The sequence below is a fragment of the Lentzea aerocolonigenes genome, from assembly GCF_000974445.1.
Taxonomy (GTDB): Bacteria; Actinomycetota; Actinomycetes; order Mycobacteriales; family Pseudonocardiaceae; genus Lentzea; species Lentzea aerocolonigenes.
The window spans coordinates 414,996-428,308 of the sequence record NZ_BBOJ01000003.1; the positions used below are offsets into that span (position 1 = coordinate 414,996).

Consider the following 13,313-nt stretch of genomic DNA (forward strand, 5'->3'; position numbering starts at 1 on the left):
CTTCCCGTGCAGCAAAAGCTTTTCTCCGGCAGCGGTTTCTACATCGGACAGATGTTCCGCGAGGCCGCGTCGCGTCACGGCGCCGTGCCCGTCGTCCTGGACCGTCCCCTGGACGTGGCTCCCGAGTCCGGGCTGCAGCACACCTACCGCTCCCTCGCCGACCTGGTGGACCGGCTGGCCGACCAGCTGTGGACCGCCGGGGTCCGGCCCGCGAGCCACGTCGCGATCCACAAGCGGGACAACGCGGACATCGCACTGCTCGGCTGTGCCGCGTCACGCATCGGCGCGATCCCCGTCCTGCTGTCCCCCGGCCTGGACGCCGCCGCGGCGAGCATCCTGCTCAGCAGGCTCGACCGGCCGTTCCTGGTCACGGACGAGGCGACGCTGTCCGGCCTGGCCGCGCACACCGACATCGCCGCACTGACCGGCAAACGCATCGTCGTCAGCGGTGTCTTCCCCGGTGCCGTCACTCTGGACGGCCTGGAGGTGACCGGGCGCGCCAGGCTCGTGCGGCTGCACCCCGACGAGCCCGCCATGATCACGCACAGCTCCGGCACCACCGACGTGCCCAAGCTCGCCGTGCACTGCGCCCGCGCGCTGTGGAACAGGCTGGTGCCGCAGAAAGCGATGGCGCTGCCCGTGCGCGGGGAGACCGCGGCGTTCTGCATGTCGTTCGTCCACTCGCGCTTCTACCACGCGCTCGGCACGTTCCTGTCCGGCGGAAGCCGCCTGCTGCTCCTGGTGGACCACGACCCCGCCTCCGTCGGCCCGTTGCTGGCGCGGTGGCAGCCCGGCGTCGTCGAGACGCACCCCAACACGTTCGTGCTGTGGGAAGACCTCGCGGACGCGCCAGGCGCACCGCTGCGCAACGTCCGTTGCTTCGGCAGCACGTTCGACGCCATCCACCCGCGCACCGTGCAACGGCTGCTCGGCGCGTCACGACGACGTGGCAAGTACCTCATGCAGCTCTACGGACAGAGCGAGACCGGGCCAGTCGCCGTGCGCCTGTTCACCGAACGCGGCGCGGCCCGCAACGGCCGGCTCGTGGGCGTCGGCATCCCCGGTTTCACGAAGGTCAGGATCACCGACGACTCCGGCGCTCCGGTGCCGCGCGGAACGGTCGGGCACATCGAGGCGCGCACCCGCGGACGGATCATCACCTACCAGGGCGCCCAGGACCGTTACGACGCGCAGCTCAACGGCAGCTGGTGGCGCATGGGCGACATGGGCACCCGCAGCTGGTGGGGCGGCCTGAACCTGATCGACCGCGAGATCGACCGGATCGACGACGTGGACAGCAACCTCCGCATCGAGGACGTGCTGATGTCCCGCCTCGACGAACTGCGCGAGGTCGTCGTGGTCCCCGGCGCGGACGGGGTGGCGGTGCCCGTGGTCTGCACCCGCACCGGCGCACCGCTGGCCCCGGCGCGCTGGCGAAGCGCGACGGCCGACCTGCCTGTTTTGGCCACGCCGCAGCAGTGGGCGTTCGACGACCTGCCGAGGACGTCGACGTGGAAGATCAAGCGGGTGGCGCTCGCCCAGCTGATCGCCGCCGGGGACAGCGCGGTGGCTCATGGCTGACGAGGCCCCGGTGATCGTGGTGGGCGCCGGACCGGTCGGGCTCTTCGCCGCACTGGCCCTGCGCGCTCACCACGTCCCCGTCGTCCTGCTCGAAGCCGACCCCGCCGAACGACACCGCACCGGCAGCCGCGCCCTCTACGTCCACGGGAAGTCGTTGGCACTGCTGGAATCCACCAGCGAAGGACTCGGAGCGGAGCTGGCGGCCCAGGGCGTGCTCTGGAACGTGCGCCGCACGTTGTTCCGCGGGAGAGAGGTGTACGCGCGGGAGTTCCCGCCGCACGACCCCGCCCGCGGCCTGCCCCCGTTCACGAGCCTGCGCCAGAGCGAGACCGAGCGGATACTGCTGAACGCCTGCGCACGAGCGGGTGTGGACGTGAGGTGGAACCACCCCGTGACCGAGGTCGTCACGCATCCCGGTGGCGTCACGGTCGCCACGGCCGACGGCGCGACCTGGTCGGGCAGCCACGTCGTCGGAGCCGACGGCGCCAGGTCGACCGTGCGCAAGTGCACCGGGACCGCGCTGGACGGCTCGGCCGCGGACGGCTTCCACGTCGTGGTCGACGTCGCCGACGAGCCGGACGTGGCTCCGAGCCTGGAACGGATCATGCACTACGAGCACCCGGCCGCGGACGGCCGCGGCGTGCTCGTAGTGCCCTACGCCAAGGGTTTCCAGGTCGACGTGCAGAGCCGCGCCGGCGACTCGGCCGACGTCTTCGCCTCACCCGAGGAAGTGCGGCGGTGGCTGCCCGGGCTGATCGGGCCGACCGCTCCCGAACGCATCACCGCGATCTCGGTCTACCGGTTCCTGCAGCTGATCGCCGACGACTTCACCGATCCTCACCACCGGATCCTCCTCGCGGGCGAAGCCGCCCACCTGTTCCCGCCGTTCGGCGCGCGCGGCATGAACAGCGGCTTCGTCGACGCACACGCCGCGGCGGAGGCGATCGCGACCGGCCGCATGTTCCCGACGGCCAACGCCGAGACCGTCACGGCGTTCGCCACGTCGAGGCGGGAGGCGGCGGAGGTCAACAGCGCCGCCGCCGGCGCGGCCCTGCGGCACCTGAGGCCTCCCAGCACGGCGGCCCGGTTGCGGCGCAGGGCGGCGGCCTCGCTGGCGCCGGTGGTGCCACGACTCGGCGAGTGGCTGGAACACGCCCCCTACGGACCGCGCGCGGCACTGGCGAGGCACTGATGACGACCGAGGACACTCCCCTGCTGGTGGCCGACTCCTGGCTCGTGCTGGACGGATCGGTGCGGTCGCTGGACCGGCACGTCCGCAGGTTCACCCGATCGTGCCTGGAGATCGGTGCCGTCACGCCCGAGCAGCTCGACGGGTTCTGGCGCGAGACGATCTCCGTCCTGCCGCGCACCGGCGCGTGGTTCCCGCGGGTGGAGCTCGCGGGCGACCCGGCGACGTTGCGGCTGCGGATCCGCCCGGCACCCCCGCGCGGCGAGCACGTGCGCGTGTGGGTGCCGGACGTGCCCGACCACCGGCGCAGTCCCGCTCGCAAAGGACCGGATCTCCAGTCGCTCACCGCGCTGCGGGCCGAGGCGGAGAAGCACGGCGCCCAGGAGGCGTTGCTGCGCACGGCGGACGGTGTCGTCGTCGAAGCCGCGAGCTCGTCGGTGCTGTGGTGGGAGGACGACGTCCTGTGCTCACCACCCGAGGAGATTCCGGCGCTGCCGGGAACGACCGCCGGACTCGTGCTGGACCTGGCTGCCTCGCTCGAAGTCCGGACGGCGAGGCGCGCACGTCACGTCGACGAGCTGGCCGGCCGGGAGGTGTGGCTGCTCAACGCGCTGCACGGCATCCGACTGGTGAGCGAGCTGATCGGCTGCGACGCGGCTCCCGGCAGTGGCACGCGCTTCACGTCCTGGCGGGAGCGGGTCGAACGGCTGCGCACACCGCTGGACCCGCCCCCGAGCGGGCTATGACTGGGAGTTCGGGGGCACCATGCGGGTGCTGATCGCGATGCGGTTGTAGGCGTTGATGACGGTGCAGACCCAGATCAGCGCGGCCACGCCCTCGTCGCCGAACTCGGTGGCGGCGGCCCGGTACACCTCGTCCGGCACCCGGCCGTCGTGCACCAGGGTGATCGCCTCGGCCAGCGCGAGCGCGGACTTCTCCCGCGCGTCGAACAGCGTGGACGTCTTCCAGGCGAACAGCGCGTCGAGCCGTTGCGGCGCCTCGCCACCGGTCCTCGCGTCACGGGCGTGGAGGTCTATGCAGAACTCGCACCCGTTGATCTGGGAGACGCGCAGGCGCAGCAGTTCGAGCAGGGGGTCGGGCAGTCCGGCGCGAGCCGCGTTGCCCGCGGCCGCGAGGTGCAGCGCCCGCATCCCTGCGGACACGTCCGGGGTGACCGACTTCAGGTTGACCCGCGGCTCACTCGTGATGGTCGACATGCCTCAACTCTAGCGGAGTTTTCACGCTTTTCCTTGCCGCACAAGAGAATTCTTCGTTGTTTCCACTGTGGACACAGCGCTCCGAGTGCTGCCCAGAAGGAACGTCAGCAGCTCGCGTCCTTCCGCCTCCAGCGCCTCCTGGTCCACCGCGGACATGTCGGTGAACGGTTCGACGACGAGCGTGTGGCCGTCCTTGTTCTTGTCCAGCCGCCAGATTCCGTGCAGCAGTCCGTCGATCAGCAGGTTCCCGCGCAGCACACCGCCCCGAGCGGTCATGAGCAGGCCGTGTTCGCGTGACCACTCCGCGAACGACCGGCCCTCCGGGATGATCCGGTCCCGTTCAGCGTGGGAGAGGAAGACGTTGTCGAACTCGGGCAGGAACCTCGGCGGCGCCGGGACGTCCGGATCCGGCAGCTCGACCTCCGGCACGTCGAACAGCTCTTTCCCGCTCTCGTCCAGGTACGTGCGCAGCCGCGGCCGCATCCGGTCGAAGATCTCGCTCAGCCTGGTCAACCCGCACCACGCCTGCACGTCGGCCGCGCTCGCCGGCCCGAAGGCAGCCAGGTACCGCAGGATCATCCGTTCCACCGACGGCGCCGGATCGAGCGGCCGGCCGAGCCACGTCCGCGCGGCCGCGTGGGTGGTGCGACCGGTGCCGCCCCACGTGCCGCGCGGCGGGATCTGCACCAGCGGCGCCAGGTTGCGCACCGCGTAGGCGAGGGTGTCGGGTTTGTGGTCCGGCCAGCGCTCGTGCAACGCCTTGCCGAGCTCGCTCGGTGTGCGCGGCCGTTCGTCGAGCAGTGCGAGGCCGTGCTCGACCACGGCGTCCAGGTCGAGGCCCTGGACGACCTTCTTGTGGCTGGAGTTCTGGTAGAGGTCCCGGTCGAGCACCGGCTGCACCAGCGGGCGCAGCGTCAGGCAGTCCCGCGCGGTCACGAGGTGGATCGTCGACCTCATCAGCGCGGTGCGCACCAGCTCGCGTTCGGTGACCATTGTGGACAGTGGTTCCGGCCGGTACGACTCCAGCCGCGACCACAGCGCGACGTACGGCCCGACGGGGATCTGCGCGTGCAGGCCCACCAGGTGCTCGACCACGTCCCGTTCGGGCAGATCTCGTCTGTCCAGCAGGTGCTGCCGCGACAGCAGGGCCCGGTTGAGAACGCGGGTGCTCAGCCGCGTCGGTGCCGCGTTCATGCCGTCGATCCTTCCACAGGATTTCCGCGAATCCGCTCGACGGCGGCGGCGCCACCACTATCCTCCGGCGGCGGTGCGCGAGGATCGGAGGAGCCATCGGCGGAGTGAGCGTGCGGGTGCTGGGGCCGCTCGAGGTCTGGCGGGACGGCCGCGCGGTGAGCCTGGGCGGCGTCAAGCAGCGCAGCCTGCTCGCGCACCTCGCGCTGCACGCGAACACCGGCGTCTCGCTCGACGGGCTGGTCGAGGCGCTCTGGCCGGTGTCCCGGCCGCGGTCGGTGGTGTCGAACGTCCGCACGTACGTCTGGCAGCTGCGACAACTGCTCGACGAACGCCTGCGCACCCACGGCACGTGCTACGTGCTGGCCGTGACGCCGCAGGAGCTCGACGCGTTGCTGTTCGACGAGGTCGTCGCCGACGCGCGCCGCAGGCCTGATGCCGCGCTGGAGTTGTTGCGGCAGGCCGAATCCCTCTGGCGCGGACGGCCGTTGGAAGACCTGCCCGACCACGACGCGTGGGCGCCCGCGATCGCCCGGCTCGAGGAGGCCCGGCTGGCCGCGACGGAGCAACGGCTCGCGTTGCAGGTGGCACAGGGCGAGGGTGCCGCCGCGATCCCGCAGCTGCGCGCGTTGCTGGCGGAGCACCCGTACCGGGAGAGCGTGTGCGGGCAGCTCGTGGTCGCGTTGCAGCAGGAGAACAGGCGAGCCGAGGCGCTGCAGGTGTACGCGGACATGCGCGAACGGCTGGCCGGCGAGCTCGGCCTGGAGCCGGGACCGGCGTTGCGGGAAGCCCAGCTCGCGGTGCTGCGGGACGAGCCGGCGGGCGCGCCGATCCGCCAGCTGCCACCGTCGGTGTCCGATTTCTGCGGACGTGCGCAGGAGGTCGAGACGCTGATGGCGGCGTTGCGGCGCGGCTCGGTGTCCGCGCCGGTCGCGGGCGTGACCGGCGCTCCCGGTGTCGGCAAGTCGACGCTCGCGATCCGGGTGGCGCACCAGGTCGGTGACCACTTCCCGGACGGTCAGCTGTACGTCGACCTCGGCGGAACGTCCGAGCACCCGCGCGACGCGAGCGACGTGCTCACGGAACTGTTGCACGCCTTCGGGATCACCGGCGCCGGCCTGCCCTCGCAGCTCACGGCCCGTGCCGCGCTCTACCGCTCCCGCCTGGCCGGGCGGCGGGTGCTGGTGGTGCTCGACGACGCCGCCTCGGTGAGCCAGGTCGTGCCGCTGCTGCCTGCCGACTCCGGCTGCGCGGTCCTGGTGACGAGCAGGCGCAGGCTGTCCGAGCTGCCCGGCGCGGTCCAGGTGGAGCTGCACCCGTTCGAGGCCGGGGAGGCCGTCGAGCTGCTCGCCGGCATCGCGGGTGAGGACAGAGTCAACGCCCAGCCGGACGAGGCCGCGGCGATCGCCCTGGCCTGCGGGCACCTCCCGCTCGCGATCCGGGTGGCGGGTGCGCGGCTGGCCGGCCGCAGCGGGTGGTCGATGCAGGTCCTGCGGGAACGGCTGGTGGACGAGTCGACGCGGTTGCGCGAGCTGAGCTCCGGCGAGCTGGCGGTGCGGGCGAGCTTCGACCTGAGCGTCCGGCAGTTGACCGCGCAGGAGTTCGCCGCGTTCGTGCGGCTGTCGTTGCTGGGACCGCACGACTTCCCCGGCTGGGTGGTCGAGACGTTGCTCGACGAGCCTGGCAGCGATCACCTCCTCGACGGGCTGGCCGACGCCAACCTGCTCGAGTCCTGCGGCGCCGACGGCATCGGTCAGCCGCGGTACCGGCTGCACGACCTGTTGCGCTGCCACGCGCTGGAGCTCGCCGGCTCGTTGCCCGACGCGCTCGAACGGACGTTGCGCGCGTGGCTGTGGCTGGCGGTCACGGCGGCGAACCGGTTGCCGGTCACGTTCGGCACGACGATCGCCGCGGTCGACCCGGTGCGCGCGCCGGAACACCTGCTGGCCGACCCGGTCGCGTGGTTCGAGGCGGAACGGCGGACGTTGTGCGGGGCGGTCGACGTCGCGGCGGCCGCGGGGCTCGACGAGCTGGCGTGGCAGCTCGCGGCGGCCTGCGTGCCGTTCTTCGACCTGCACAGCCACTACGAGGACTGGGCCCGCACGCACACGCGGGCGTTGCAGTGCGTTCGCGCGGCGGGCAACCGGGCGGGAGAGGCGGCGTTGCTGCGCGGCCTCGCCCAGGTGCACATCTACCGCAACGAGTTCTCCGACGCCGAACGGGGGATGCTTGCGGCACAAGAACTCTACCGCTCGGTCGGAGACGAGCGCGGCGAGGGCACCGCGGTCGCGGGCCTGGGCGTGATCCACCGGCTGCGGGCGGAGTACGAGCGCTCGATGGACTGCTACGTCGAGGCGTTGCGACTCCTGGAGTCCGCGGGCGACCTGCACTCCGTCGCGCACGTGCGGGCGTCGATCGGTGCCGTTTTCGGCGCACTCGGCTCACCGGAGGAAGCGCGGAGCTGGCTCACCGACGCCCGGCAGCTCGCCGCCGATCTCGGTGACGCGCACCGGGAAGCGCTCGTGCTGGTCCGGCTCTCGGCGCTGTACCGCAGCACCGGCGAGCACGAGGAGGAGCTGGTCAGCGCCCGCCGGGCCGTCGCGATCCTGATGGACCTCACCGACGAGCGGTGCACGGCGTTCGCCCAGGTCGAGCTGGCCGAGGCGCTGCTGTCGAACGGCCATCCGCAAGCGGCGCACGACCTGGTGCAGCAGGCGTTGGAGACGTACCGCCGCACGGGCAACAGGGAAGGCGAACCCGCCGCGCTGCGCACGTTGGCGCGCGCGGCGGGGTCGCTCGATCAGTTGCTGTTGCCGGGCTTCCAGCCGAGGTAGTTGCGGAAGTAGCTCACCGAGCTGCCGTGCCCGATCTTGCCGCCGACGCTGGTCGACCAGAAGCCGCCGTTGCCGTCGGCGATGCCCACGTGCCCGTACTGGCTGGTGTTCCAGAAGACGAACGCACCCTTGGGCGGCGTGCCGGTGGTGTGCCGGGCGCCGTCCGAGGACCTCCAGTGCGCGATGGCCGACGCGTGGTGCGTGCTGCGGCTCCACGCGAGGCGCACGGCCCGCTCGCAGTACCCCTCGTACGCGGTGCTGCCGCGGCGGTCGGACATCCACTTGATCGCGCCGGCCGCGGTCTGCTGGATGCCGATCTCGCTGTCGACCGACGGCGCGGTGGCGGTGTCCTCCAGCCACGGAGCCGCGACCTCGACGCCGGTGACGTAGGCGTCCCCGGCGGTGGCGCCCGCCTGCCCGGCGGTGCTGATGAGAGCCGCGCCCAGCAGGCCGACGACCGCGGCCGTCACTTTGGTGAACCGCATGAACATCCCCTTTTCACATGACTGCTGTGTTGCTCACGCAGCCTGTAGGGGCGTCATCCACGGCCGATACACGGTCAATACATGGCGTCAGTGCTCGTCGTAGTGCTCCTCGTGGACGGCGTGGCGGTGGCCGTCGTGCACGTAGTCGACGTGGTCGCCGTGCGGGACCGACACGTGCCCGCACCCCTCGCCGTGCGCGTGCCCGTGATCGGAGTGCGGGCGGTGGTCGTCGCCCGGCTCGCACTCGTCGAAGTGCCCGTCGTGGGCCCGGTGCAGGTGACCGTCGTGCACGTAGTCGACGTGGTCACCGTGCGGGACCGAGACGTGGCCGCACCCCTCGCCGTGCGCGTGGCCGTGATCGGAGTGTTCCAGGTGTGCCGTGGTCATGAGCCTGCCTTTCGCCTGTCACTCGGACGACCTGAGCGGTCACCGAACGCAGCAAAGTATTAGGCCATGCGCATGAACGGCGCACGCCGAACGCTCACCCGATCGACCCCCTCAACGGGGAGGCGGTGGATCTTCGCAATCGACAATGATTACCATGTTCCTCAATCCGCCGCGGGTGTCGCGGCCGACGAGGAGGACACGTGGCTCACCTGTTGATGATCGAGAGCTGGGTCGGCGCGATGAGCTCGCTGCTGCCCAGGGCGATCAACGAGTCAGGGCACCGCTTCACCTTCATGACCCGCGATCTGCACCACTACCTGCGCGCCGCGCCCGCGCAGCCGCACCCGTTGCTCGCGGCGGAGAACGTGCTCACCGCGGAGACCAACGACGTGAGCGCCCTGCTCGGCCACGTCGAGCGCCTGCACGCGGTCCTGCGCTTCGACGGCGTGATCTCCTCGTGCGACTACTACCTCCCGACGACCGCGCGGGTCGCGGCCCACCTCGGCCTGCCCGGTCCTGATCCGCTCGCCGTGGAACGGGCCTGCCGCAAGGACCTCACCCGCACCGCCCTGCACGAGGCCGGGGTGCCGGGTCCTCGTTTCGCCCTCGCCGAGGACTGGCCCGCGCTCGCCAAGGCCGCCGCCGAGCTTGGCTACCCGCTGGTGGTCAAGCCGGTCGACCTGTGCGCCGGGATGTACGTGCGCAAGGTGACCGATGAAGCAGAGCTGCGCGAGGCGTTCGCCGCGATCGAGGCGTTCCCGGTCAACGCCCGCAACCAGCCGAGGGTGCCTGCCGTGCTGCTGGAGGAACTGCTGACCGGCCCCGAGGTGAGCGTGGAGACCGTCACGGTGGACGGTGCGACGCACGTCGTCGGCGTCACCGACAAGAGCGTCGCGGGCGAGCCGTGGTTCGTCGAGAGCGGCCACATGTTCCCCGCCGACCTGGACACCGCCGCGGCCGAGGCGGTCGCCGTCGCCGCGATCGAGGCGTTGGGCCTGGACCGGGGTGTCGCGCACACCGAGGTCAAGCTGACGCCGGAGGGCCCGAAGCTCGTCGAGGTCAACCCGCGCCCCGCCGGCAACCAGATCACCGAGCTCGTCCGGCGCGTCACCGGCATCGACCTGCCCGCCGCGTACGCCCAGCTGGCCGTCGGTGAACGGCCCGACCTGCGCCCGGCGGACACCGGGGTGCGCAGTGCCGCGATCTCCTTCCTGCTGCCGCCGCGCTCCGGCCAGGTGGCGTCCATCCGCGGCGCGGAGAAGCTCGCCGTCACCGAGGGCGTCGTGGAGTGGGCGGTCAAACAACCCGGCCACAGGGCGGGAGATCCGACCAGCAACAACAGCTACCTCGGGCACGTCGTGGTGACCGACCCGGCCGGTCTCGGCGCGCGTGCGCGGGCCGAGCAGCTCGTCGGTGGTCTGTCCGTCGACTACGCCGAGGAGTCCGAGTGACGCTCGCAGACCTCGTCGAGCTCGTCCGCGGTGGCGGGCTCGGGCTCGATCCGGCCGGATGTCCGGTGAGCGTCGGGTTCACGACCAGGCAGGGCGCCCGGCACGCCACCCGTGGGCAGTCCTACCGCAACACGGTCGTGAGCCTCCGTGTGGAGGAGGCGGTCGGTTCCTGCGCGGTGGAGGACATCACCGAAGGTGAGGTGCACAGCTGTGTCGGCGCATCGGTGCTCGACCTGCTCGATCACTCGAACCCTGCCATCCGGACCGCCGTGTTGGACGCGTACCTCACGCACGTGCGTCCGCATCACTTGTGCGCCACCAAGTCCATCACCGTCGGCCCCGGTAGTTCACTGGCGAAGTCGATGGCGCGTGCGGAAGCCGTGATCGACCTGCTGGACCCCGCACCGGGTGACCGTGTGTTGGTGGTGGGCGTCGTCAACTCGTTGCTGCACCACCTGCGCGCGCGAGGCGTCACGTACGTGCCGTGTGATCTCAAGGGCGGCCGGACCGAGTGGGACGAACCGATCGCCACGGACGCAGAGAGCGCGCTCGACGCGTGCAACCTCGTGCTGGCCTCAGGCATGACGGTCGGCAACGGCACGTTCGAACCGTTGCTCGCGGCCGGCAAGCCGATGGTGATGTTCGCGCAGACGGCTTGCGCGATCCTGCCGTGGTTCATCGGCAGCGGCGTGCGTGCCGTGTCCGCTGAGCCGTATCCGTTCTTCTGGCTCGACGGCGGTCCGACGACGATCCACCACTACACGGAGCGTCCGTCGTGATGATCCCCCGCCAGAACCGGCACCTGCTCGGTCTCCTGGGTCAGAGCCCAGTCGCCCGCATAGAAACGCCGCTGCCGCACCGGCACGGTGGTTTCTGGGCCAAGCTGGAATGTCTGAGCGCTGGCGGCATGAAGGCCCGGCCCGCCGTGTCGATGCTGCGCGCCGCACGGGAACGCGGCGAGCTGCGGCCCGGCGCGGTGGTCGTGGAGTCGACCAGCGGCACGCTCGGCGTCGGACTCGCGTTCGCCGGTCAGGTCTTCGGCCACCCGGTCGTGCTGGTGGTGGACAGCGAACTGGAGCCGTCGATGCGTGCCCTGCTGCGCGCGCACGGAGCCAGGTTGGAGGTCGTGGACCGGCCGCACCCGGTGGGCGGCTGGCAGCAGGCGAGGCTGGACCGGCTCCAGGCGGTGCTGCGCGAGTTCCCCGACGCGTACTGGCCCGACCAGTACAACAACCCGGACAACCCCAGGGGCTACGCCGGGCTCGCCAGGGAACTGGTGGAGCAGCTGGACCCCGTCGACGTGCTGGTGTGCAGCGTCGGCACCGGCGGGCACAGCGCGGGCGTCGTCCGGGAGCTGCGGCGGTACTGGCCCGGCGTGCGGCTGATCGGCGTGGACACGATCGGTTCGACGATCTTCGGCCAGCCCGCGCGGACCAGGGTGATGCGAGGACTGGGCAGCAGCATCCACCCACGCAACGTCGCCTACGCCGAGTTCGACGAGGTGCACTGGCTGGGCCCGGTCGAGGTGGTCGACGCCTGCCGCAGACTGGCCCGCGACGCCTTCGTCACCGGCGGCTGGAGCACCGGCGCGGTCGCACTGGTCGCCGCCTGGGCCGCCAGGGTCGAGCCGGGAGCCGTGGTCGCGACGATCTTCCCCGACGGCGCGCACCGCTACCTCGGCACGATCTTCGACGACGAGTTCTGCCACGCCCGCGGCCTGCTCGGCACGGCGTCGGACCGTCCGGTGGAGATCGGCGACCCGCACCACGTCGAGGCGACGGGCTGGACGCGGACCCGGTCGGTCGTCGCGCCTCGCGCGGCGGTGCTCGCGTGAACCTCACCTGGGAGGTCTACGGCCTCGACCTGGCCACGCCGCTGCGCATCTCCAGGTCGGTGATGTCCCGCCGGGACGCCGTGCGGGTCGTTCTCGAGCACGACGGACTGCGCGGCCACGGCGAGGTGGTGACGAGCACGTACTACGGCCTCTCGGTGGACGCGATCACGTCCTGTTTGGACAGTCTTTCCCTGGACGCACCGGAGGCCGCACTCGACGTTCTGCACGCGGACGACACCATCCCGGCGGGAGTGCGGGCGGCGGTGGACGCGGCTCTGCACGACCTGCTCGGGTTGCGTCGTGCTGTTCCGGTGCACGCGCTCGTAGGTGTCGAGCGCTGGCAGGACGTCCCGACGGCTTACACGATCGGCATCACGGACGACCCCGCGGCATTGGCCTCGGAGCTGGTCGAGCGCGGGTTCTCCGTGCTGAAGCTCAAGGCCGGAGCGGATCCGGAACGCGATGTCGCCACCGTGACCGCGGTGCGAGCCGCCGCGCCCGACGCACGCCTGATCCTCGACCCCAACGGTGGCTGGAGCCCGGACGAGACGGTGCGCGTGGTCGAGAAGATCACCGCCGCTGGTGTCGTGCTGGACGCGGTGGAGCAACCGATCCCACCCGGTGATCCAGATGCGCTGGCGTGGGTTCGGGAGCGTTGTCCGGCACCGCTGGTCGCCGACGAGGACGCCGCCACGGTCGCCGACGTGCGGAGGCTGGCGGGCGCGGTGGACGGCGTGAACGTCAAGCTCGCCAAGTGCGGCGGCCTGCGCCCGGCGCTGGAGATCGTGTCGGCCGCGCGCGAGGGCGGGCTGGACGTGATGCTCGGCTGCCTGGTCGCCAGTTCGCTGGGGATCGCGCCCGCCGTTCACCTGGCGGGGCATGCGCGGTGGGTCGACCTGGACGGGCACCTGTTGCTGGCGCACGACCCGTGGACGGGGATCGGCGGGGAGGACGGCACGCTGCGGCTGGCCGGGGCGCCGGGGCTCGGGGTGGTGCGGCGATGATCGGCTTCGCGCTCCCCCACCACCACCCGCGATCGGGCAGCGCCCTGGGACTGGGCAGCGTCCCGCAGCCGGGCAGCGCCCCGCGACCGGGCAGCGCCCCGCGACCGGGCGGCGCCCCGCGACCGTCCGCGGCACCGGGC

12 protein-coding genes are annotated in these 13,313 nt (G+C 71.8%); 8 read left to right on the forward strand and 4 right to left on the reverse strand.

The features are described from left to right. Positions 1-6: 6 nt before the first annotated feature. Genes AOM45_RS07885 through AOM45_RS07895 form a run of 3 tightly spaced genes read left to right on the forward strand, consistent with a single transcriptional unit; the run spans position 7 to position 3,516 of the window. Positions 7-1,581, forward strand: a complete 1,575-nt coding sequence (locus AOM45_RS07885; RefSeq protein ID WP_035909826.1) for a class I adenylate-forming enzyme family protein — start codon at positions 7-9, stop codon at positions 1,579-1,581. Further along, entirely contained in the window at positions 1,574-2,773 is a 1,200-nt protein-coding gene (locus AOM45_RS07890) for an FAD-dependent monooxygenase (protein ID WP_030467092.1), read from the forward strand. Before AOM45_RS07885 ends, AOM45_RS07890 begins: the two co-directional genes overlap by 8 nt. Then, a complete protein-coding gene (locus AOM45_RS07895; RefSeq protein WP_051783131.1) occupies positions 2,773-3,516 on the forward strand; it encodes an aminotransferase class IV in 744 nt (247 codons plus the stop codon). The genes AOM45_RS07890 and AOM45_RS07895 overlap by 1 nt, the downstream gene beginning before the upstream one ends. Here the strand turns inward: AOM45_RS07895 and AOM45_RS07900 are convergent. Both AOM45_RS07900 and AOM45_RS07905 read right to left on the reverse strand, forming a co-directional pair. After that, a complete protein-coding gene (locus AOM45_RS07900) occupies positions 3,511-3,987 on the reverse strand; it encodes a carboxymuconolactone decarboxylase family protein (RefSeq protein ID WP_030467094.1) in 477 nt (158 codons plus the stop codon). The genes AOM45_RS07895 and AOM45_RS07900 overlap by 6 nt on opposite strands. 21 nt (positions 3,988-4,008) lie before the next feature. After that, a complete protein-coding gene (locus tag AOM45_RS07905; RefSeq protein WP_063757010.1) occupies positions 4,009-5,181 on the reverse strand; it encodes a winged helix DNA-binding domain-containing protein in 1,173 nt (390 codons plus the stop codon). 104 nt (positions 5,182-5,285) lie between these two features. Between AOM45_RS07905 and AOM45_RS07910 the strand changes: the two genes are divergently transcribed. Beyond that, positions 5,286-8,012 carry an AfsR/SARP family transcriptional regulator gene (locus AOM45_RS07910; protein WP_051783133.1) on the forward strand — a complete coding sequence of 909 codons (2,727 nt, stop codon included), beginning with the start codon at positions 5,286-5,288 and terminating at the stop codon, positions 8,010-8,012. Here the strand turns inward: AOM45_RS07910 and AOM45_RS07915 are convergent. Next, positions 7,979-8,497: a hypothetical protein gene (locus tag AOM45_RS07915; protein ID WP_030467096.1), complete on the reverse strand. Its 519-nt coding sequence runs from the start codon at positions 8,495-8,497 to the stop codon at positions 7,979-7,981. The genes AOM45_RS07910 and AOM45_RS07915 overlap by 34 nt on opposite strands. A gap of 87 nt (positions 8,498-8,584) precedes the next feature. Then, positions 8,585-8,884 carry a hypothetical protein gene (locus AOM45_RS07920; protein ID WP_030467097.1) on the reverse strand — a complete coding sequence of 100 codons (300 nt, stop codon included), beginning with the start codon at positions 8,882-8,884 and terminating at the stop codon, positions 8,585-8,587. Between the two features lie 200 nt (positions 8,885-9,084). Between AOM45_RS07920 and AOM45_RS07925 the strand changes: the two genes are divergently transcribed. The 4 genes from AOM45_RS07925 to AOM45_RS07940 are packed head-to-tail and all read left to right on the forward strand — an operon-like array spanning position 9,085 to position 13,173. Next, positions 9,085-10,335 carry an ATP-grasp domain-containing protein gene (locus AOM45_RS07925; protein ID WP_030467098.1) on the forward strand — a complete coding sequence of 417 codons (1,251 nt, stop codon included), beginning with the start codon at positions 9,085-9,087 and terminating at the stop codon, positions 10,333-10,335. Beyond that, positions 10,332-11,114: a Rossmann-like domain-containing protein gene (locus AOM45_RS07930; RefSeq protein WP_030467099.1), complete on the forward strand. Its 783-nt coding sequence runs from the start codon at positions 10,332-10,334 to the stop codon at positions 11,112-11,114. The genes AOM45_RS07925 and AOM45_RS07930 overlap by 4 nt, the downstream gene beginning before the upstream one ends. Continuing rightward, positions 11,114-12,169, forward strand: a complete 1,056-nt coding sequence (locus AOM45_RS07935; protein WP_030467100.1) for a PLP-dependent cysteine synthase family protein — start codon at positions 11,114-11,116, stop codon at positions 12,167-12,169. Before AOM45_RS07930 ends, AOM45_RS07935 begins: the two co-directional genes overlap by 1 nt. Next, positions 12,166-13,173, forward strand: a complete 1,008-nt coding sequence (locus AOM45_RS07940; RefSeq protein ID WP_030467101.1) for a dipeptide epimerase — start codon at positions 12,166-12,168, stop codon at positions 13,171-13,173. The genes AOM45_RS07935 and AOM45_RS07940 overlap by 4 nt, the downstream gene beginning before the upstream one ends. Positions 13,174-13,313: the final 140 nt, after the last annotated feature.